20 protein-coding genes are annotated in these 19,383 nt (G+C 72.9%); 7 read left to right on the top strand and 13 right to left on the bottom strand.

What is annotated here, in order from left to right; genetic code table 11:
• Positions 1–6 precede the first annotated feature (6 nt).
• Positions 7–978 (bottom strand): GlxA family transcriptional regulator, encoded by a 972-nt coding sequence (locus tag AB5J54_RS04320; RefSeq protein WP_369142538.1) that lies wholly within the window; start codon positions 976–978, stop codon positions 7–9.
• Positions 979–1,067: 89 nt separating this feature from the next.
• Here AB5J54_RS04320 and AB5J54_RS04315 point away from each other — a divergent pair, with 89 nt between their 5' ends.
• The gene (locus AB5J54_RS04315) at positions 1,068–2,018 is read left to right on the top strand and encodes an NADP-dependent oxidoreductase (RefSeq protein WP_369149212.1); all 951 of its coding nucleotides are present in this window, start codon (positions 1,068–1,070) and stop codon (positions 2,016–2,018) included.
• Between the two features lie 78 nt (positions 2,019–2,096).
• On the opposite strand, the gene AB5J54_RS04310 is transcribed toward AB5J54_RS04315, so the two are convergent.
• Entirely contained in the window at positions 2,097–2,870 is a 774-nt protein-coding gene (locus AB5J54_RS04310) for a methyltransferase domain-containing protein (protein WP_369142537.1), read from the bottom strand.
• A 64-nt stretch (positions 2,871–2,934) separates the two neighbouring features.
• Between AB5J54_RS04310 and AB5J54_RS04305 the strand changes: the two genes are divergently transcribed.
• The 3 genes from AB5J54_RS04305 to AB5J54_RS04295 all read left to right on the top strand — a co-directional run bounded on the left by AB5J54_RS04305 (position 2,935) and on the right by AB5J54_RS04295 (position 4,649).
• Entirely contained in the window at positions 2,935–3,369 is a 435-nt protein-coding gene (locus tag AB5J54_RS04305) for a MerR family transcriptional regulator (protein WP_369142536.1), read from the top strand.
• 50 nt (positions 3,370–3,419) lie between these two features.
• Positions 3,420–4,247, top strand: a complete 828-nt coding sequence (locus AB5J54_RS04300; RefSeq protein WP_369142535.1) for a maleylpyruvate isomerase family mycothiol-dependent enzyme — start codon at positions 3,420–3,422, stop codon at positions 4,245–4,247.
• Between the two features lie 102 nt (positions 4,248–4,349).
• Positions 4,350–4,649 (top strand): dsRBD fold-containing protein, encoded by a 300-nt coding sequence (locus AB5J54_RS04295; RefSeq protein WP_369142534.1) that lies wholly within the window; start codon positions 4,350–4,352, stop codon positions 4,647–4,649.
• A gap of 81 nt (positions 4,650–4,730) precedes the next feature.
• Here AB5J54_RS04295 and AB5J54_RS04290 read toward each other — a convergent pair whose 3' ends face one another.
• Complete coding sequence (locus AB5J54_RS04290; protein ID WP_369142533.1) at positions 4,731–5,348, bottom strand: CBS domain-containing protein; 618 nt, start codon at positions 5,346–5,348, stop codon at positions 4,731–4,733.
• 153 nt (positions 5,349–5,501) lie between these two features.
• Between AB5J54_RS04290 and AB5J54_RS04285 the strand changes: the two genes are divergently transcribed.
• Positions 5,502–6,752, top strand: coding sequence for a YncE family protein (locus AB5J54_RS04285; RefSeq protein ID WP_369142532.1), 1,251 nt, complete (start codon positions 5,502–5,504; stop codon positions 6,750–6,752).
• 67 nt (positions 6,753–6,819) lie between these two features.
• On the opposite strand, the gene AB5J54_RS04280 is transcribed toward AB5J54_RS04285, so the two are convergent.
• From AB5J54_RS04280 to AB5J54_RS04250, 7 genes are all read right to left on the bottom strand, one after another.
• Positions 6,820–8,889, bottom strand: a complete 2,070-nt coding sequence (locus AB5J54_RS04280; protein ID WP_369142531.1) for a discoidin domain-containing protein — start codon at positions 8,887–8,889, stop codon at positions 6,820–6,822.
• 141 nt (positions 8,890–9,030) lie between these two features.
• Positions 9,031–9,624: a TetR/AcrR family transcriptional regulator gene (locus tag AB5J54_RS04275; RefSeq protein WP_369142530.1), complete on the bottom strand. Its 594-nt coding sequence runs from the start codon at positions 9,622–9,624 to the stop codon at positions 9,031–9,033.
• A gap of 67 nt (positions 9,625–9,691) precedes the next feature.
• Positions 9,692–10,432 (bottom strand): ABC transporter ATP-binding protein, encoded by a 741-nt coding sequence (locus AB5J54_RS04270; protein WP_369149211.1) that lies wholly within the window; start codon positions 10,430–10,432, stop codon positions 9,692–9,694.
• Between the two features lie 22 nt (positions 10,433–10,454).
• The gene (locus AB5J54_RS04265; RefSeq protein WP_369142529.1) at positions 10,455–11,498 is read right to left on the bottom strand and encodes a glycine betaine ABC transporter substrate-binding protein; all 1,044 of its coding nucleotides are present in this window, start codon (positions 11,496–11,498) and stop codon (positions 10,455–10,457) included.
• 75 nt (positions 11,499–11,573) lie between these two features.
• Positions 11,574–12,350, bottom strand: coding sequence for an ABC transporter permease (locus tag AB5J54_RS04260; protein WP_369149210.1), 777 nt, complete (start codon positions 12,348–12,350; stop codon positions 11,574–11,576).
• Between the two features lie 119 nt (positions 12,351–12,469).
• Positions 12,470–13,594, bottom strand: a complete 1,125-nt coding sequence (locus AB5J54_RS04255) for an LLM class flavin-dependent oxidoreductase (protein WP_369142528.1) — start codon at positions 13,592–13,594, stop codon at positions 12,470–12,472.
• Between the two features lie 183 nt (positions 13,595–13,777).
• Positions 13,778–13,876, bottom strand: coding sequence for a putative leader peptide (locus AB5J54_RS04250; protein ID WP_369142527.1), 99 nt, complete (start codon positions 13,874–13,876; stop codon positions 13,778–13,780).
• A 173-nt stretch (positions 13,877–14,049) separates the two neighbouring features.
• Here AB5J54_RS04250 and AB5J54_RS04245 point away from each other — a divergent pair, with 173 nt between their 5' ends.
• Positions 14,050–15,444 (top strand): hypothetical protein, encoded by a 1,395-nt coding sequence (locus tag AB5J54_RS04245; protein ID WP_369142526.1) that lies wholly within the window; start codon positions 14,050–14,052, stop codon positions 15,442–15,444.
• 30 nt (positions 15,445–15,474) lie between these two features.
• Here AB5J54_RS04245 and AB5J54_RS04240 read toward each other — a convergent pair whose 3' ends face one another.
• Complete coding sequence (locus tag AB5J54_RS04240; protein WP_369142525.1) at positions 15,475–16,155, bottom strand: GntR family transcriptional regulator; 681 nt, start codon at positions 16,153–16,155, stop codon at positions 15,475–15,477.
• Positions 16,156–16,221: 66 nt separating this feature from the next.
• Positions 16,222–17,403: a CaiB/BaiF CoA transferase family protein gene (locus tag AB5J54_RS04235; RefSeq protein ID WP_369142524.1), complete on the bottom strand. Its 1,182-nt coding sequence runs from the start codon at positions 17,401–17,403 to the stop codon at positions 16,222–16,224.
• Between the two features lie 178 nt (positions 17,404–17,581).
• Here AB5J54_RS04235 and AB5J54_RS04230 point away from each other — a divergent pair, with 178 nt between their 5' ends.
• Positions 17,582–18,763 carry an acyl-CoA dehydrogenase family protein gene (locus AB5J54_RS04230; protein ID WP_369142523.1) on the top strand — a complete coding sequence of 394 codons (1,182 nt, stop codon included), beginning with the start codon at positions 17,582–17,584 and terminating at the stop codon, positions 18,761–18,763.
• Between the two features lie 88 nt (positions 18,764–18,851).
• On the opposite strand, the gene AB5J54_RS04225 is transcribed toward AB5J54_RS04230, so the two are convergent.
• A complete protein-coding gene (locus tag AB5J54_RS04225) occupies positions 18,852–19,355 on the bottom strand; it encodes an FBP domain-containing protein (RefSeq protein WP_369142522.1) in 504 nt (167 codons plus the stop codon).
• Positions 19,356–19,383 lie beyond the last annotated feature (28 nt).

Genomic DNA, 19,383 nt, shown 5'->3' with positions numbered 1-19,383 from the left:
CAGGACCTATGGGAGGACGGCGGTCCCGCCCCGGAAGGTGCGCCGGTAGGCGAGCGGGGTGACGCCGATCGCCGCGTGCAGGTGCTGGCGCAGCGAGGTGCCGGTGACGAAGCCGACCTGGCCCGCGATGTCGTCCACGGCGAGGTCCGTGGACTCCAGGAGGTGCCGGGCGCGGGCCACCCGCTGCTGGATCAGCCAGCGGCCGGGGCTCATGCCGACCTCCTCGTTGAACCGGCGCGCGAAGGTCCGCAGGCTCATCCGGGCGTGCTCGGCGAGCGTGCTGAGCGCCAGCGGCTCGTGCAGGTTCTCCAGCGCCCACTGCCGGGTGGCCGAGGTGTCGTTGGCGGTGGTGTCGGGCACGGGCTGCTCGATGTACTGGGCCTGCCCGCCGTCCCGCCACGGCGGAACGACGCACACCCGGGCCACGAAGTTCGCGACGGCGGTGCCGTGGTCCTTCCGTACGAGGTGCAGGCAGACGTCCACGCCGGACGCGGCGCCCGCCGAGGTCAGCACCTCGCCGTCGTCGATGAACAGCACGTCGGCGTCGAGGGCCACCTGCGGGAACCAGTCCCGGAAGACGGCGGCCAGTGCCCAGTGCGTGGTGGCGGGGCGGCCCTCCAGGAGCCCGGCGGCCGCGAGGACGAACGCGCCCGTGCAGATGGACACCATCCGTGCTCCGGCGGGCACCGAGGCCAGCGCCTCGGCGAGGGCGGCGGGGAGCTCGCGGGAGAGGAGGGACATGTCGAAGGGCGGAAGGATCACGGTGCCGGCCGTGGCGAGCACCTCGGGTCCGTGCTCGACGGTCACCGAGAAGTCGGAGTTGGTACGGACGGGCCCGCCGTCGACCGAGCAGGTCAGGACCTCGTAGTGCTCGGAGACCGTGCCGAACACCCGGCTCGGGATGCCCAGCTCGAAGGGGTAGACCCCGTCCAGGGCGAGGACGACGACACGATGACGGTCACCCGTGACAGCAGCCATGGCAGGATCCCTTCGAAAGATGGCAATCGTGCCATGGTACGCGGAGCGGGCGGGCGGCGAGTCTGGACGGCATGAGCAATCAGCCCACCATGCGCGCCATCAGCCAGGACACCCTCGGCACCCCCGAGGTCCTCCGGGAGGCCGTGGTCCCGCGACCCGTGCCCGGCCCCAGCCAGATCCTCGTCGCCGTCCGCGCGGCCGGCGTCAACCCGACCGACTGGAAGCACCGCTCCTCCTCCCTCTTCCTCGACCGCCTGCCCCTCGTCCTCGGCTGGGACGTGTCCGGCGTCGTCGAGGCCGTCGGCTTCGGCGTGACCCTGTTCAAGCCCGGCGACGAGGTCTTCGGGATGCTGCCGTACCCGCACGGCGTCGGCTCCCACGCCGAGTACGTGACCGCCCCCGCCCGCGCCTTCGCCCACAAGCCGGCCGAGATCGACCACGTGCAGGCCGGCGCCCTGCCGCTCGCCGCGCTCACCGCGCACCAGGCGATCGTCGACACGGCCCAGGTCGGCCCCGGCCAGCGGGTCCTGATCCATGCGGCCGCCGGCGGCGTCGGCCACCTCGCGGTCCAGATCGCCAAGGCCCGCGGTGCGTACGTCATCGGCACCGCGAGCGCGGCGAAGCACGCGTTCGTCCGCTCCCTCGGCGCGGACGAGGTCATCGACTACCGCACCACCGACTTCGCCGAGGCCGTCCAGGACGTCGACATGGTCCTCGACCCGCTCTCCGGCGACACCCGCACCCGCTCCTTCGACGTCCTCCGCCCCGGCGGCACGCTCGTCTCCCTGCTGCCTCCCACCGACCCGGACGACGCGGCCAGGGCGGCGGCGAAGGGAGTCCGCGCGGAGACCCTCCTCGTCGAGGCCGACCACGCCGGCATGAACGCCATCGCCGCCCTCGTGGCCTCGGGCGCCCTCCGCCCCCACATCGAGGCGGTCTTCCCCCTCGCCGAAGCCGCCAAGGCCCACGCCCTCGGCGAGACCGACCGCACCACCGGCAAGCTCGTCCTCACGGTGGACGGCGGACAGACGGGGGAGTGAGACGCCGGGGAGTGAGACGCCGGGGTGTAAGACGCCGGGGTGTAAGACGCCGGGGCGTGGGACGCCGGGGTGTGAGCCCTACGCCCGGGTGCCGGACGCGGTGAAGACGGGGACGGCCAGGAAGAAGCGGTCCCCGGCCGCCCGGGCGGCCTGGTCCGCCGTCCAGGCCGCCGCCTGCTCGGGGGTGATCGCACCCGTCCGCACCGCCGACTCCGCCAGGCCGGTCGCCAGGGGGAGCCAGTGGGCGTCGGTGAGGACGGCGGTGGAGACTTCCACCGCCACGTCCTCGAAGCCGTGGTCCAGGAGCAGGCCGCGGAAGCGACGCGCGACGCGCGGTCCGGTCACCAGGTCCGCGCGCGCGTGCACGATCCTCCGGGTCAGGGCGCCGTCCTCGGCGTCGAGGACGCAGGTGTCCCAGTCCTGTCCGGTGAGCACGGCCCGCCCGCCCGGCGCGAGGACCCGGCGCGCCTCCGCGAGCGCCGCCGCCGGATCGGGCAGTTCGTGCAGCACCTTGTCCGCGCGGTACGCGTCCCAGGCGCCGTCCTCGTAGGGCAGCGCGGTCGCCTCGGCGACGGCGAACGCGTGCCCCGGGTGGCGCCGCCGGGCCGCGGCGATCATCTCCCCGTCCCGGTCGACACCGGCGGCGAGGGCCCCGAGCGCGCCGGCCTCCGCGACGGCGAGCCCTCCGCCGCAGCCCACGTCGAGCAGCCGGGTCCCCGCGGTCACCCCCAGGAGCTCGTACGAGCGGTCGCGCAGCGAGGCCGCTCCCGGGGCGCGGTCGACGGCGTCGAGGACGGCGAGCAGGGCAGGACGGTGGTCGCGGCCCGAACCGGCCGCAGGCGTGGTGGACATGGCGACCACGCTCGTGGTTAATGCCGACATGAAGTCAAGCGGTACGCCTCCCCCTCCTCCCACGATGAGCATCGGCGAACTCGCGGGTCGGTTCGGTCTCGCCACCCATGTGCTGCGGCACTGGGAGTCCGCCGGTCTCCTCGCACCCGCCCGCGACCCCCACGGCCGCCGCCGCTACGACGACAGCCACATCACCCGCGTCGCCGTCGTCCTGCGGGCCAAGCGGGCGGGCCTCGCCCTCGACGACATCCGCGAAGTGCTGCGGGCCGGGGAACCGGGGGCCCGCCGCCGGCGGCTCGAAGCGCACCGCGAGGAGCTCCGGCGCCGGGTCGCGGAGGCACAGGCCTGCCTCGACCTGGTCGAATGCGCGCTGGGCTGCGCCCACGACGACCTCGCCGACTGTCCCCGGTTCCGCGAGGTCGTCGCCACCACGGCCGGTGGAGAAGAGCTTCCCGCCGCGACCGGTACGAACGGGGCTACTCGCTGGTACGGTCCCTGACCAGCCGGCGCTCCACGCGGGAGCCGCCGGAGTCGGCGAGGGGCGGATCGATGACGACACAGCGGACGGCAGGGGTGCTTCCCGAAGGGCTCGCCGAGGCGATACGCGGGACCGCCGAGGACATCGCGGCGGTCCTGCGCACACCGGCGCCGGGCGGACGGCCGGCGGAGGCCCTTCCCGTGCCGCGCTCGACCTGGACGGTCGGAGAGGCCGCCGCCCACCTGGCGCAGGCCAACGCCCTCATGGCCGACCTGGCCGCCGGCCGTGAACGCCCCTACGGCGACGGCACCCCCGGCAGCCTCGCCGAGGCCAACGAAGCCGCCCTCGCCGGGTTCGGCGAGCGGGCTCCCGGCCCGCTGGCCGAGATGATCACGGCCCAGGCCGCCGCGTTCCTCGCGGACGTCGAGGAACGCGACCCGGCCGAGCCGCTCTCCACGCCGCTCGGCCGCATGAGCCCGGCCGTCCTCGGCTCGTACCTGCTGACCCATATGCTCGGCCACGGCTACGACCTCGCCCTCGCGCTGAACCGCCCCCACATGCTCGACGCCCGCCGGGTCGTCCTCACCCTGCCCTTCATGGTCGAGGCGATGCCCCGGGTCGCGGACCCGGCCGCCGTCGCCGGTCTGACCGCGAGCTTCGCCGTACGGCTCCGGGGCGGCCCGGGCTTCGGCGTCACCGTCACGGACGGCGCGGTCAGCACCGGCCACGAGCCGCCTGCCCGACCCGACTGCACGATCCTGACCGAACCGGTCGCCTTCCTCCTCCTCGGCCTCGGCCGGCTCGACCCCTGGCCGGTGATCGCCCGCGGCAAGGCGCTCGGCTGGGGCCGCAAGCCCTGGCTCGCGCCCCGCTTCCCCCGACTCTTCCGCGCGCCCTGACCCCGTCCCCGCGCGTTTACGTCCCCGCCGATGGATCCTGGAGACAAGGGAAGGGGCCGCGCCCCGGTTCTCGCGTGGCCCGGCGATGCGAGGAGGCGGACCATGAGCCGCACGCTGGAATGGACGGTCGGGCTGGAACTGACCGAGGACAGCGGCAGGACGAAGGCCGAGGCCACGCTGAGCACCGGCACCTCGACCCTCACGGGCCACGGCTCCGCGCGGTGCAACCCGGCGGACGTGGACGTGCCGGCGATCGGCGACGAACTCGCCGCGAGCCGGGCCATGAAGGACCTGGCCGGCAAGCTCATGCGGGAGGCCAACCGGGAGATGGAGGCGGTGGGCGCGGGGACCGTACCCCAGCACACCGGCCCCGGCTACGGCTGGCCGGAGGCGGTCTCCTGACGGAACCGCCTCCCGCACCGGGAGCCCGACGGGCGGACGACGCGCGGCCGGGCTCCCGGTGCACGCCCTGAGCAGGTCCGCCTAAAGAGCGTCACCATCGGGCGCGCCGTGCCCCTCCCCGTACGCCATCCGGTCCACGACCTCCACCACCCCGTCCACCGTCTCGCACAGGCGGACCAGGACCGGGCCGACGCCCGGGCGTTCGAGGGTGCCGCTGAGTGTCACCCGGCCCTCGTCGACGTCGATGTGCACCGCCGAGGGGGACAGGCGCAGGATGCGCACGATCACGTCCTCGCGGATCTCCTCCTGGATCGAGCGGTCCCTCCGCAGGAACAACTGGAGCAGATCGCTGCGGCTGAGCACCCCGATCAGCCGGCCGTCCGCGTCCACGACCGGGAGCCGCTTCACCCGGTGGCGTTCCATCAGACGGGCCGCCTCGACGGCGGTCCAGGAGGGCCGGGCCGTCACGGCCGGGCTCGACATCATGGCCTCGGCCGAGCTCGGCCCGTCCTTCGCCGTGTGCCGCCGCAGCAGGTCCGCCTCGGAGACGACGCCCACCGGCCGGTTCTCCTCGTCGACCACCGGGACCGCGGTGATGCCGTACTCGTCGAGGATCCGCGCGATCTCCTTGAACGAGGTCCCGCGCTGCACCGCGACCGCGGTGGGCGTCATCAGGTCCGCGACACTGCGGTGCCTCATCGTCCGTTCCGTCCCTTCTGCCTGCTTGCTTCCATGATCCCGCACCGGGCGTGACGGGTGGTGCGGCGGGGTGCGTCCGGAGGGCTTGTGGGCTCGACGTGACCATGGTTACCTCCGGTAAGTCGTCGTCGTGCCATGGAAGAAGGACCCCCCATGCCCTCTCCCCGCCCGTCCGGAACCCGCCGTTTTCTCGGAGCCCTCGCCGCCGCCCTCGCGCTCGTCACCACCTCGGGCGGCACCGGAGCCGCCGCCCCCGCCGGACTCCAGGAGGTGATGTTCGTCGGCAACAACTGGGACGGAACCGCCGACGTCATCGCCTCCCGCGGCGACCTCCACCGCCTCGGACGCGTGAACGTGATCCCGGACAAGGAGGAGCGCCTCCGCGAGATCTATCTGAACCCCGTCAAGCTCGCCTTCTTCCTCGGCGTCCGCAGCGGACCGGGCGAGGGTCACGACCAGTTCGTCGACGACATGTACGCGACCCCCGACGGCTCCGCCATGGTCGTCTCCCGCCCCAGCTTCGCCGACGTCGTCTCCCTCGACCTGCGGACCGGACGCATCAACTGGCGCTTCCCGGTGGCCGGTCACCGCGCCGACCACATGGCCGTCTCGCCCGACGGCACCCGCGTCGCGGTCTCCGCCTCCACCGCGAACACCGTGCACGTCCTGGACATCGCCACCGGACGCCAGGTCGGCTCCTTCAAGACCGGCGACAAGCCCCACGAGAACGTCTTCACCTCCGACGGCCTGCTCTGGAACATGTCGATCGGCGAGGTCACCACCGCGCTCGACGCCCCCTGGCTCGACTGGACCAAGGGCGACCGGAAGATCACCGTCGTCGACGCCCGCACCTTCGAGACGGTCCGCGTCATCGACATGCGCGACCGCCTCGACGCCTTCGGGCGCGGCGACCTCTCCGACGCCGTCCGCCCGCTCGTCTTCACCCCGGACGAGAAGAGGATCTACTTCCAGGTCTCCTTCTTCAACGGCTTCCTGGAGTACGACGTCGACTCCGACCGCGTCACCCGCCTCAAGAACCTGCCCGGCAACCCGGCGACCGACCCGGACCGCACCACCTGGGTCAACGACTCGCGTCACCACGGTCTTTCGATCAGCCCCGACGGCGACAAGCTCTGCGTCGCCGGGACGATGGACGACTACGCCACCGTGGTCGACCGCGCCACCCTCCAGCAGGGCCCCCTCGTTCCCGCCTCCAAGCCCTACTGGGCGACCGTGAGCGGCGACGGCAAGGCCTGCGTCATCTCCGAGAGCGGTGCCGACCGGGTCACCGCGATCGACTTCGCCACCGGGCAGCGGGTGGCCTCCGTCGACGTCGGCGACCACCCCCAGCGGGTCCGGCTCGCCCGCGTTCCCGCCGACTGGACCGGCCCCGCGGCCGGCTGACGCCCCGTACACGGAAAAGGGCTGCCGGATCCGTCCCTGGATCCGGCAGCCCTTCGTTCCGCTGTGCTCAGGACCTGTTGACGGCCACTTCGTAGAGCGAGTAGCCCCAGTCCGTGGCGCGCTTCACGCCGTGGACGCGCACATAGCGGGCCGGCTGCGAGTCGAAGGTCGCCGTGTCGTAGCCACCGTCACCCGCGTCCGTGGACCAGGCGGTACGCCAGGTCGTGCCGTCCTCCGACAGCTCGATCCGGTACCCGCGCGCGTAGGCCCGCTCCCAGTCGAGCGTGACCCGCCCGACCGGGCGCACCGAGCCCAGGTCCACCTGGAGCCACTGGTCGTCCTTCCACTCGCTCGCCCAGCGGGTCCCCGTGTCGCCGTCGACCGTGAGCCCCGGCGAGAAGTTCACGAAGGGGTTCCACCACTCCGTGGTCGAGGCCGACGCCGGCCGCCCGGCCGCAAGGTTCACACCCGGCTCGTGGTCCTCGGTCTTCTTCCACGTCGTCAGGTACGACTCCGCTCCGTGCGACAGCTCGTCCACGACGCCCTGGCCGCCGGGGGTGAGCCGGATCTGCTCGATCCAGTCCGGCACGAGACCGTTGTGCGCGGCGCCGTCCGTGTTGAGGTCCCAGGTGCGCTCGCCGGTGACCTGGCGGTCGAGGACCGAGCCTCCGTCGAAGCTGCGGAACGGGTACCTGACCGCGTTCGGCGCGTCCGGCCCGACCGGGCCGGGCCAGCCGCCGACCCCGTTCATGTCCGTGCCGTAGCCGAACCCGACCCCGTACTTCTTCCGCAGCTCCGCCTTCTGCGAGGCCTCGCCGACGAAGCCCTCGGCGCTGTGCATGTACGAGGCGGCGAACCCGCCGAGGCGGTAGAGCCGCTCGGTCCAGTCCAGGTCCATCCAGCTGTGGCTGGACAGGACGCCGGGGTACTCCTGGGACTCCAGGATGTCGAGCGCCCGACCGGCGGCCTTGACGCTCATGTGGTCGAGCTCCAGCATCATGCCGCGCTGGATCATGCCCTTCAGGGCGTACTCGCCGAGCCGCGTCAGCCCCCGGGTGTTGCACTTGGCGTCGGAGGCGTACGAGGGGACGCTCACCCCCGCCGGCAGCTTCTCGGCCATCGCGGCGGGCGCGGCGGCGAGACCGATCGGGTTGTCGTGCTGCGGGCCCGCGCACTTCTCGGTGGTCCAGAAGGTGCCCGTCGAGAGGAACTGGCCGATGTTGACCGCCACGCCCGTCGTCCCGCTGTCGAAGCGGACGCCGCAGAGCGCGTTGTCGAACTTGTGGCAGAGGAACATGCTGCGCACGCCGAGCGCGTACAGCTCGTCGAGGCCCTTGTCGATGTCCGCCTGGCCGCACTGGGCGATGTCGAGGATCTGCTTGCAGCCGAAGGGCTCCGAGGTCTCCACGCCGAGGACGACGGCGAGCTTGCCCTCCTTGATCACCGAGCGGGCCTGGTCGGCGCTGGTGACGATGCGGAACCAGCCCTTGCCGGGGCCGCCGTACATCCCGTCGATGTAGTCCTGCATCTCGTACGTCTTGCGGGCCTCCAGACGGATGGCCGTCATCTCGTCGCAGCTGCGGTCCCGGGGCAGGAGCGAGCAGATCAGACCGTTCGTCACCAGGTCGTTGACGAGCACCCGCTGGCCGCCGCGCCAGGCGCGCTCGACCCAGGCGTAGTAGTTCTGCTGGTGGCTCAGCGAGTTGTTGGCGGGCCAGTCCTTGAACGTGGGCCAGCCGACCGGGTCGTGCTTCCCGTTGTCACCACCGGTGAGGTGCTCGAAGAGCGCCCCCGAGCCGTCCGGATAGTGCTCCGGACAGTCCTTGAGGGCGTCGGCGACACCCGCCTGCGAGAACGGCGCCCCGCAGATCATCCGGCCGCCGAACCCCTCGCTGGACATCAGGTGGTTGTGCGCGTCGACGAACCCGCGCACCTTGCCCTGGGCGTCGGTGCCCTTGAAGGGGGCGCCCGTGACGTTGATCTGGGAGTCGGGGGCGGGCCGCGAGGTGGCGTCCCACCACGAACCGGCGTCGGCGGCGGGGACCGGCCCCGCGCCGAAGACGACGGTGGCCAGGGCGATGAAGAGCGAGACGAGGGCGAACCGCCCGCTCGCTCCGCGCGTTGTTGGTCGATTCATGGTCAGCGATGCCTTCGGTCATGGGGGAGTACCGGGCGTGGGCCGCCGAATGTTTCCTGCGGTAACAGCGGCTCGGCCCGAGGATCGCGAGGATCGCCGAGTGAGTCAAGAGTCCGGGTCAAATGACCTGTTGATGAAGTGTCAGCCGCCCATCAGCGTGACCAGTTGTTCGGCCGTCGCGTCGAGCAGCGCCGCGGCCGTCCGCTCGTCGCCAAGCACCAGGTACTGAAGGGTCAGCCCGTCGATCATCGCCGCGAGCAGATGCGCGAGCAGGCCCACGGGCACCTTCGGCTCGACCTCGCACACCGCGCAGACCTGCTCGATCAGCGTGGTCCCCGAGGCGACGTACTGCTCGTACTGCGCCCGCGCCAGCTGCTCGAACCCCTCCTCGCGCAGGGCGTACTGGGTGAGCTCGTACGTCAGCATGTGCTCGGCCGGATGCGCCATGACGTGCTTCCAGTACGTGCCGAGGGCGCCCCGGACCGTGTCGTGCAGGGTCGCCCTGGGCTCGACCGCCGACATGACGTGGACGACGTAGGTGTCGTTGATCGACTCGATGGCGGCCTCCAGGAGCGCCTGCTTGGAGTCGAAGCAGTAGTGGAAGACGCTCAGCGAGACCCCCGCCTCGGCGCAGATCGACCGGGTGGTGGTCCGGGCGACACCGTCCCTGGTCATCGCCCTGATCGCCGCCTCGACCAGCTGCCTGCGTCGTTCGGCCGACGGCATCCGCGCCATGGTTCCTCCTCGCGTCCGGCGCACAGGGTAACCGCAGCCTCCGCACCCCGCGCCGCACGCGAGCCCGTCAGGACGCCGCCGAGCTCCGCGTCGCCGCCGCCAGCTCCGCCCGCAGGGCGGCGAACGCGGGGTCGCCGCGCAGCGAGGCGACATCCGTGCCCGCGTCACGGGGGAGGGGCACCGGCACCTCGGCGACCACCCGCCCGGGGCCGGCCGCCATCACCAGGACCCGGGAGCCGAGGAGGACGGCCTCCTCGGCGGAGTGCGTGACGAAGAGGACGGTCGTGCCGGTCGTGGCCGCGAGCGTGCGCACCTCCTCCTGAAGACGCTCGCGGGTCAGCGCGTCGAGCGCGGCGAACGGCTCGTCCATCAGCAGGATCTGGGGCTCCGCCGCCAGCGCCCGCGCGATCGCGACCCGCTGCTGCTGCCCGCCCGACAGCTCCCAGGTCCGCCGTCCCGCCATGCCGGACAGACCCACCAGGGAGAGCAGCTCCTCGATCCTGGCCGCCCGGCCGGCACGGGCCACCCCGTGCCGGGCCAGGGCGAAGGCGAGGTTCCCGCCCACCGTCCGCCACGGGAAGAGACGCGGCTGCTGGAAGACGACGCCGACCTTCCTGCGCACCTCCACGGTTCCGGTCGCGGGCCGCTCGAAGCCCGCCACCAGGCGGAGCAGCGTCGTCTTGCCGCAGCCCGAGGGGCCGACCAGGACCACGAACTCGCCGGGCTCCACGGCCAGCGAGACACCGGCGACCGCGACGACGGGCGCCTTGGCCGTCCCGTACCGGACACCGACGTCCGAGAGCTCGATGTCGGCGAGGCGCGCGGCGGTGTCAGCGGGCGACACGGGCGAGCTCCTTCACCGCGAGGGCCTTCGCGAACTCGGCCTGCTCCGGCACCGCGTCGATGGCCTTCTGGCCCTTGAGGAAGACGGCGGCGTCGCGCAGGTTCGCGGCGAGCGCGCCCGGCGCCCCCGGCCTGCCGAGGTACGGGGCGCCCTGCTGCTCCTTCGCGGTGAGCAGGACCAGCTCGGCGAGCTGCTTCCGGGCCTCGTCGGGGGAGAGGTTCAGCTCGGCGCCGATGGCGCCGGCCGCCTTCGCGGGGTCGCTCTTCGCCAGCTTCACCGCCTGGTCCTCCGCCTTCAGCCAGGCGTCGACGATCTCCGGGTGCTTGGCCGCGAACGCGTCGGTGACCACCCCCAGGTCGGCCGTCGGCCTGCCCCGCTCCGCGATCGTACGGCTGGTGACGAGCACCTTCCCGTCCTTCTTCAGCTCGGTCAGGCTCGGCGTCCACACATAGGCGGCGTCGATGTCGCCGCGCTGCCAGGCCGCGAGCGCGTCCTGCGGCTGCAGGTCGACGAGCGTCACGTCGGAGGCCTTCAGACCGGCCGACTCCAGCGCCACGAGCAGGGAGTAGTGGGAGGTCGATCCGAAGGGCGTGGCGATCTTCCGGCCCTTGAGGGCGGCGACGGACGCGATGTCCTTCCTGGCGACGAGGGCCTCGTTGTCGCCGATCAGATCGTGGATCCACAGCACCTTGTACGGGATGTCCAGTGGCGCCGACAGACCCTTGGTCACCGGGCTCGAACCGAGCAGCCCCAGGTCCACGGACCCGGCGATCACGGCGGTGTTGACGTCGCCGCCCGAGTCGAACCTCACCCAGGACACCTCGGCGTCCGGCAGGGCCTTCTCCAGGAGCTTCTGGTTCTTCACCACCAGATCGGCGTTGGGGATCGCCTGGTACGCGATGCGCACCCGGACCTTCCCGCCCTTCCCCTCGGCGTCGTCGGCGCCCGTGCCGCAGGCGGTGGTGGACAGGGCGAGCAGCAGGGCAGTGGTGGAGGCGGCCAGGACGGCGCCGCGGCGGGACGAGGGCATGACGGTTCCTTCGGAGAGAGCAGGTGTCTTCGTGTGGGTTCTCGGGCGTCTGGGGATCTCGGGCGTCCGGGGTTCTCAGGCGCGGCCGCGCCACGGGACGGCGGCCCGTTCCAGGCCCCTGAACAGCGCGTCGAGGAGGATGCCGGAGAGGCCGATCGCGATGATCCCCGCGATGACGAGGTCGGTCTGGTTGTAGCGCTGGGCGTCACGGATCATGCCGCCGATGCCGGGGACGCCGTTGATGGTCTCGGCGGCGACGACCGAGGTGTACGCGATGCCGACGGCGATCCGTACACCGGTCAGGATCTCCGGCAGCGCGGCGGGCAGCCGGATCGACACCAGCAGCGCCACCGGGCCCGCGCCCAGGGCCCGCCCCGCCTCGACGAGGTCGGCGGGGACCCCCCGTACGGCGGCCGCGGTGGCCGCCGCGATGGGCGGAAGCGCCGCGATGAGCAGCAGCCAGATCTTCGGGGACTCGTCGATGCCGAACCAGATGACCAGCAGGGAGAGGTACGCCAGCGGGGGCAGCGTGCGCAGGAACGTGACGGCCGGCTCCAGGACCACGGCGAGCGGCTTCACCACGCCGATCAGCAGCCCCAGGGGGATGCCGACGAGCGCCGCGTAGCCCGTGCCGATGGCGATCCGGCGCAGGGATACCGCCAGATGCTCGACGAGCAGGTGGTCGCTGATGCCGCGCACTCCGTCGTGGACGGTCGACGCCCGTACGAAGGCCTGCCACACGTCGCCCGGGGAAGGGACGAGGACCCGGGGCCAGACGCCGGCGGAGACCACGGCCTGCCAGGCGGAGAGGAGCACCACGAGGGCGAGGAGCCGGAGCGCTGCCCAGCGCAGGGCGGCGACCCCGGCCCAGGCACGGCGGGCCGGGCGCGCGGAGGCGGGGACGGTGCGGGCGGTCCTGCCCGTCGCGTCCGCGGCGCCGGTCGCGGGGGCGTTCGTCTTGCCGAGGACGGTCACGCCGCCGCCTTCGCGGCCGCCGCCCCGGTGAGCGCCCGCAGTCGGGGCGCCACCTCCTCGCCGACGCGGTAGGCCTCTTCGAGGTGCGGGTAGCCGGAGAGGACGAACTCGTCGATGCCGGCCTGCCCGTACTCGAAGAGCCGCAGCGCGACCTCGTCGTGCGAGCCGACGAGCGCCGTCCCGGCGCCCTCGCGGACGAGTCCGATGCCCGCCCACAGATTGGGCGCGACGATCAGGCTCTCCGCGGAGCCGCCGTGCAGCGCGGTCATCCGGGCCTGGCCGGTGGAGTCCATACGGGCGAACCGTTCCTGCGAGGCGCGGACCGCCTCGGGGTCGAAGCCGGCGAGGATGCGGTCGGCCTCCTGCCAGGCCTCGGCCGAGGTGTCCCGGGTGATGACGTGCAGACGGATGCCGAAGCGCAGGGTGCGGCCCTCCCGCGCGGCCTTGGCCCGTACCCGGGCGACGCGTTCCGCGACGGCGGCCGGCGGCTCGCCCCACAGCAGCTGCACCTCGGCGTGGCGCGCCGCGACGTCCTCGGCCTCGGGGGAGGCGCCGCCGAAGTAGAGGGGGACGGGAGTCCCGACGACGGGAGCGGTCAGCCGGGCCTCCTCCACCCGCACGTGACGCCCGTTCAGGGTGACGTCGGAGCCGTCGAGCAAGGCGCGGACGACGCCCATGAGTTCGCCCGTCCTGACGTACCGCTCGTCCTTCGGGAGGTGGTCGCCGTACGCCTTCTGCTCCACCGGGTCGCCGCCGGTGACCACGTTCAGGGCGATGCGCTCGCCGAAGAGCCGCCGGAACGTGTCCGCCTGCTGCGCGATCAGCGTCGGCTGGGCGAGCCCCGCGCGGAACGCGACGAGGAAACCGATCCGCTCGGTCACCGCCGCGACGGCGGAGGTCAGCACCCAGGGATCCACACAGCCGAGCCCCACGGGCGTCAGCAGGCGGGCGAAACCGGCCTGTTCGGCCGCGCGGGCCACCTGCGCCAGATAGCCGAGGTCGGCGCCGCGGCGGGTCGCGGTGGCGGAACGGGCCTGGACGGCGGTGACCCCGCCGGGGTCGCGGCCGTCGCCGCCGGTGGGCAGGAACCAGTGCAGGACGGGAGTACGGGAAGAGGACATGCGGACGTACCTCGGGGAAGAGCGGAGCCGGGACGGGTGCGCGCGGCACCCCGTCAGGCGCGCGGAGCGTGAAGGGAGGCCCGTGGGTTCAGGGCTGTGGGAGGTGTCGGCGGCGACGGGAACGGCCGGCGTCGCAGGACGACGGCCGACGGTGTGAGGAGGTGCGGAACGCCGGGAAGGGGCTCAGCAACAGGCCGCGTGGCGACACGACTCGGACCGACACAGCATCCCCGCGACACGCAGAAGATCCACGTGGCGGCGGGAGACGAGGGCGGGAGTCATGCGGGCATCCTTGCCGCGGCGAGCACGGGCCCACAAGTCGCGTCCGTGATACGGACGGTGTCGTCTCGTTCCTCGGGACACTACCGCAGCCCCCGCGCATGGCCTCGGGGCCGGTGACGCATGGTTGGCGATAATGAGGCCTCCTGTTCTCACGAGTCCCCGAAGAGCCACCTGTGATCGACAGCACCACGCCCCTCAAGGCCACCGATCCGGCCGAGATACGTGCCGAACGACGACGCCTCGTCGAGGCGGTCGGGGCCCAGCGCCGACTCCTGGCCGCACGAAGGCCGTTCGAGCTCGCGGACCGCCGGCGGCTGAACCGCGAGGCCGGGGCCCGGACCCGCGCCCAGGCGCGGCACGGGAAGGCCGTGCAGCGCATCCACGAGAGGCGGGCCAGGAGCGAGCGGTCGCTCACCGGCCGGCTGAACGGCCTCGACGGGAAGCGCGCCGGACGCGAACGCCAGGCGCTCGTCGTACTGCGGCGGGAATCGATCGAACGCTCGCTCCGCGGGACGCGCCTGACGTCGAGCGAGGTGAACGGCATCGGCAGCGGACTCGCCCGCGACCTCGCGGCACAGGGCATCAGGACGGCCGCCGACTTCCAGAGGGTCAGCTGGGGCAAGGCCCCCAACGGCCGCGGCGGCGACGTCCTCTACATCCACCGCACCCAGGGCCGCAAGGTCCACATCAACGGCATCGGCGAGCACCGCGGCAGGCCCCTCATGGAGTGGCGGCGAGCCGCCGTCGCCCGCGCGGAGGCCCGCGCGCCGAAGGAACTGCCCCCGGACGAGCGGCACCGCATCGAGGAGATCATCGAGAACGAACGGGCCCGCCTCCAGGCGGAGCTCGCCGAGGTCCCGAAGACCGCCGAGGCCGCCCGCGCCGAAGCCGAACAGCTCCACGCGGAGCGCCTGGCGACGCTGGCCGCCGCCGAGCGCGAGGCGGGGGAGGAGGCCGCGCTCCGCAGGGCCGGGTTCGACGAGATGGCGGAGCGGCTGCTCGCGCTCCGGGTCGAACTGGCCGCCCACGTCGAGCAGTACGGCGATCTCGGCTTCCGCGACCGCCGGGCGCGCTCCCGGGCCCTGCGTCCGGTGCCGTCCGCGCCGCCGGTGATCCCGGCCCCGCGCGCACCGGAGGCGGAGCCGGAGCCGCTGTCCGGGTCCGCGACGGCGACCGCCGAGGCCCTGCCCGTGCCCGGCGTCCGGGCCGGCCTCGGCTGGCTCGTACCGGTCGCCTTCTTCGCCATGACCGCGCTGTTCGGTGCGGGCGTGACGGACGCGACGCCGATGTGGTTCGTCGTCTCGGGCCGCCTGGTGGCGCTGCTGATGACGGCGGAGCTGCTGCGACTGTGGATCCCGCGCAGGGACTGGCGGACGGCGGACGCCATGCCCGCCGGCACCGGGTTCCTCGCGGCGGGCGTGTTCCTGGGGCTCGTGGCCGCGAGCATGTTCGCGGACCCGTCGTACGCGGCCGACAGTGCCCCCTGGGGCCTGGCGGTCGTGGCCGTGGTCCTCGTGGGGGCGGGCGCGGTCCGGCGCGCGGGCGTGGGGTCGGCCGTGTCCGGCTGAGGCCGGTCCCGTACCGCGGCCTTCGTGAGGTCAGTCCCGGTCCTGGTGCTCCTGGCCCAGGACCTCGCGAAGTGCTGCCACGGCGTGGGCACGGTGCTCGTCGAGCCAGCGGACGGTGGCCTCCTCGTCGCCGTGGCGGAGGGCGGAGATCACGGCGCGGTGCTCCCGTACGGCCTGCTTCCGGTGCGTCGGCTCGGTGTAGTACAGCGAGCGGTACGCGTCGGTGGCGTCCCACAGGGTCGTGATGAGGCGGACGAGGCGCGGCATCCCGGAGGCGTCGATGAGGGTGAAGTGGAAGAGCCGGTTCGCCGCCGCCATCGCCGCCACGTCCCCGTCGCCGGCGGCCCGTTCCACCTCTCGCTGGATCCGTTCGAGCGTGGCCACCGTGCCGTCCGGCATCCACCGGACGGCCATGCGGACCGCCTCGGTCTCCAGGAGCTCCCGGATCCGGTAGATCTCCTCCAGGTCGTCGAGGGAGAGCTCCGCGACGAAGTAGCCCCGGTGCACGTGATGGACCACCAGGCCCTCGGCCTCCAGGGCCTTCAGGGCCTCCCGGAGCGGCACCCGGCTCACCTCGAACCGGGCCGCCAGGGCCTCCTGCCGGATCGGCCCGCCGGGCCTGAGCTCGCCGCTGGTGATGGCGCGCCGCAGTTCCTCCAGGACGAACTGCTGGGCGGTCTGCGGCCGCCGCTTCTGCACCGCGCTGCTCATCGCCTGTGACCTTCCGTTCCCTCGTGTCGCCACCGGCCGATCCCTCCGCCGGTGGCGACCATCTTCCTACGCGGGGCCGTTCGCCGCCGACCCCCTGTGGACAACTCCGCCCAGCTCCGACCGGACGTCGTCCGTGTGCTCGCCGAGACGCGGGGGAGCCGTCCGGTACGAGGCCGGGGTGGCGTCCAGCCGGATCGGGTTGGCGACCTGCCCGGGACCGGCCGCGGCCTCCGGGACGCGAGGGGCGAGCCCCAGCCGGTCGGCCAGCCCGAAGGCGGCCGCCAGATCGTTGATCGGCCCGCAGGGCACACCGGCCTCGGTGAGCTCCTCGAACCAGCCGTCGGCGGTACGGGTGCCGAGCGGGCCGGCGAGGGCCTCGACCAGCTCATCCCGGTGGGCGACCCGGGCCGTGTTCGTCGCGAAGCGAGGGTCCTCGGCGAGCTCCGCCCGGCCGAGCCGCGCGCACAGGGCCCCGAACTGCCGGTCGTTGCCCACGGCGAGGACCAGCGGCCGGTCCTGCGCCTCGAACACCTCGTACGGGGCGATGCTCGGGTGTCTGTTGCCCATCGCGCGGGGCACGACTCCGGCCGCGAGATGGGCGGCGGCCTGGTTGGTGAGCGCCGAGAGGAGGGAGGTGAGCAGGGACACCTCGACCCGCTGTCCCTCGCCGGTGCGCTCCCGGTGCCGCAGGGCGGCGAGGATGCCCATGCCCGCGTGGAGGCCGGTGATGACGTCGACCAGGGCGACCCCGGCCTTCGTGCCCTGTCCGCCCGGCTCGCCCGTCACGCTCATGAGGCCGCCCATGGCCTGGACGAGCAGGTCGTAGCCCGGCAGCCGGGCGCCCTCGGCGGTGCCGAAACCGGTCACCGAGCAGTAGACGAGCCCGGGGTTGCCCGCCTTCACGTCCTCGTACCCGAGGCCGAGCTTCTCCATGGTGCCCGGGCGGAAGTTCTCGACGAGGACGTCCGCGCGGTCCACGATCGCCCGGGCCGTGGCCAGGTCCCCCGGGTCCGTGAGATCCAGCGACACGGAGCGCTTGTTCCGGTTCACCCCGAGGAAGTAGGTGGCCTCGCCGTCGGCGAACGGCGGGCCCCACGCGCGCGTGTCGTCCCCCGAGCCCGGCCGCTCGATCTTGATCACGTCCGCGCCCAGGTCGGCGAGGAGCATCGTCATGTACGGCCCGGCGAGCACCCGCCCGAAATCGGCGACGACGATCCCGGACAGTGCGCCGCCCTGGTCTGCGCGCATTCGGCTTCCCTCGCTCCCGATGGAGATGTCGAAGACTGGAGATGGGATCCATGCGACAGGAGATTGGATCCAATCGGACCGTAAGGGCCGGATCTCGGATTTTCAATACTGGATCCAATATCCGATCTGGGGCTACGCTTCGGCTCGCCGAGTTGCCACAGTCGCCAGGAGGCCGTCCGTGAAGTCGCCGTCCACCCCCGTCCACCCCTTCGACCTGCTCGCCGTCGACGGACTCCTGACCGACGAGGAGCGGGAGATCCGGAACACCGTGCGCGCCGTCGCCGACCGCGAGCTGCGGCCGCACGTCGCCGGCTGGTTCGAGAAGGGCGAGATCCCCGCCCGTGAGCTCGCCCGCACCCTCGGTGGCATCGGCGTGCTCGGCATGCACCTGGAGGGCTACGGCTGCGCGGGCACCAACTCCGTCGCGTACGGCCTCGCCTGTCTGGAACTGGAGGCCGTCGACTCCGGACTCCGCTCCCTCGTCTCCGTACAGGGCTCGCTCGCCATGTACGCGATCTGGAAGTACGGCTCCGAGGAGCAGAAGCAGCGCTGGCTGCCGAAGATGGCGGCCGGCGAGTACATCGGCTGCTTCGGTCTCACCGAGCCGGACGCCGGATCGGACCCGGGCGCCATGCGGACCAACGCCAAGCGGGACGGGTCCGACTGGGTGCTCAACGGCACCAAGATGTGGATCACCAACGGTTCGGTGGCCGACGTCGCCGTCGTCTGGGCGCGGACCGAGGACGGCGTCCGCGGCTTCCTCGTCCCGGCCGGCACCCCCGGCTTCAGCGCCCCCGAGATCAAGATGAAGCTCTCGCTGCGCGCGAGCGTCACCAGCGAGCTGGTCTTCGAGGACGTCCGCCTCCCGGCCGACGCGATGCTGCCCGAGGCCCGCGGCCTCTCCGGCCCGCTCGGCTGCCTCAACGAGGCCCGCTTCGGCATCGTCTTCGGCGCGCTCGGCGCCGCCCGCGACTGTCTGGAGACGGCGATCTCCTACGCGAAGGACCGGATCGTCTTCGCCCGTTCCCTCGCCTCTTACCAGCTGACCCAGCAGAAGCTCGCCGACATGTCCGTCGAACTCGGCAAGGGCATGCTCCTCGCCCTCCACCTCGGCCGGCTCAAGGACGCGGGCGCGCTCACCCCCGAGCAGGTCAGCGTGGGCAAGCTGAACAACGTCCGCGAGGCGATCGCGATCGCCCGCGAGTGCCGCACGATCCTGGGCGCCAACGGCATCACCCTGGAGTACCCGGTGCTGCGCCACGCCAACAACCTGGAGTCGGTGCTCACCTACGAGGGAACGAGCGAGGTGCACTCCCTGGTCATCGGCAAGGCGCTCACCGGCGAGCAGGCCTTCCGCTGAACCGCTGAACCGCTGAACCGCCGAACCGCCGAACCGCCGAACCGGGAGGCCGTCCCGTCCCTCGGGACCGGGAGGCCGTCCCGGTCCCTCAGCCCGCCGTCACACGGTCGAGGAACGCGTCCAGGTTGCCCGTCAGACGGGCGACCTGCTCGTCGAGGCTGAGGGACTCCTCGTGGCGCCGGTGGCGCAGCTTCGGCTGCCGGCGGCCCCGGACGTAGAGGGAGCAGGCCAGGTCGGCACAGACGTAGATGCCGACCGTGTTCCCCTCGCGGCCGCGGCTGCCGGCCAGCGGTGCCACCAGGAGCGTGACGCCCGAGGACGCGTGCGCGGTCAGACAGACCTGGCACATGCTCGACTTCACGGCGCTGGTCCGGCTCGTGGCCGGGACCCGCAGGGTCACACCGAGCGGCCCTTCCTCGCGCGGCACGACCAGGTGCGCCCGCAGCGGCGCACCCGGGTCCACCCAGCCGAGGAAGTCCAGGTCGTCCCAGGGGAGTTCGGCGAAGTCGAGTGGCAGCTTGAGTCGCGCCGCCTCGCCCTTGGTGCAGTTCACGAAGGACGAGCGGATCTGTTTGTCGGTCAGTGGTTCCACTCGGTGGACCGTACACGGACCGCCGGGG

The organism is Streptomyces sp. R44, from assembly GCF_041053105.1.
Classification (GTDB): Bacteria; Actinomycetota; Actinomycetes; order Streptomycetales; family Streptomycetaceae; genus Streptomyces.
Note: the sequence above shows the minus strand (reverse complement) of the source record. Positions and strands in the feature narration are given on the sequence as shown.

Bases quoted from the DNA above. Each gene is read 5' to 3' on its own strand.
- AB5J54_RS04320 (WP_369142538.1), bottom strand. From the start codon at position 978: ATGGCTGCTGTCACGGGTGACCGTCATCGTGTCGTCGTCCTCGCCCTG.
- AB5J54_RS04315 (WP_369149212.1), top strand. From the start codon at position 1,068: ATGCGCGCCATCAGCCAGGACACCCTCGGCACCCCCGAGGTCCTCCGG.
- AB5J54_RS04310 (WP_369142537.1), bottom strand. From the start codon at position 2,870: ATGTCCACCACGCCTGCGGCCGGTTCGGGCCGCGACCACCGTCCTGCC.
- AB5J54_RS04305 (WP_369142536.1), top strand. From the start codon at position 2,935: ATGAGCATCGGCGAACTCGCGGGTCGGTTCGGTCTCGCCACCCATGTG.
- AB5J54_RS04300 (WP_369142535.1), top strand. From the start codon at position 3,420: ATGACGACACAGCGGACGGCAGGGGTGCTTCCCGAAGGGCTCGCCGAG.
- AB5J54_RS04295 (WP_369142534.1), top strand. From the start codon at position 4,350: ATGAGCCGCACGCTGGAATGGACGGTCGGGCTGGAACTGACCGAGGAC.
- AB5J54_RS04290 (WP_369142533.1), bottom strand. From the start codon at position 5,348: ATGAGGCACCGCAGTGTCGCGGACCTGATGACGCCCACCGCGGTCGCG.
- AB5J54_RS04285 (WP_369142532.1), top strand. From the start codon at position 5,502: ATGCCCTCTCCCCGCCCGTCCGGAACCCGCCGTTTTCTCGGAGCCCTC.
- AB5J54_RS04280 (WP_369142531.1), bottom strand. From the start codon at position 8,889: ATGAATCGACCAACAACGCGCGGAGCGAGCGGGCGGTTCGCCCTCGTC.
- AB5J54_RS04275 (WP_369142530.1), bottom strand. From the start codon at position 9,624: ATGGCGCGGATGCCGTCGGCCGAACGACGCAGGCAGCTGGTCGAGGCG.
- AB5J54_RS04265 (WP_369142529.1), bottom strand. From the start codon at position 11,498: ATGCCCTCGTCCCGCCGCGGCGCCGTCCTGGCCGCCTCCACCACTGCC.
- AB5J54_RS04255 (WP_369142528.1), bottom strand. From the start codon at position 13,594: ATGTCCTCTTCCCGTACTCCCGTCCTGCACTGGTTCCTGCCCACCGGC.
- AB5J54_RS04250 (WP_369142527.1), bottom strand. From the start codon at position 13,876: ATGACTCCCGCCCTCGTCTCCCGCCGCCACGTGGATCTTCTGCGTGTC.
- AB5J54_RS04240 (WP_369142525.1), bottom strand. From the start codon at position 16,155: ATGAGCAGCGCGGTGCAGAAGCGGCGGCCGCAGACCGCCCAGCAGTTC.
- AB5J54_RS04235 (WP_369142524.1), bottom strand. From the start codon at position 17,403: ATGCGCGCAGACCAGGGCGGCGCACTGTCCGGGATCGTCGTCGCCGAT.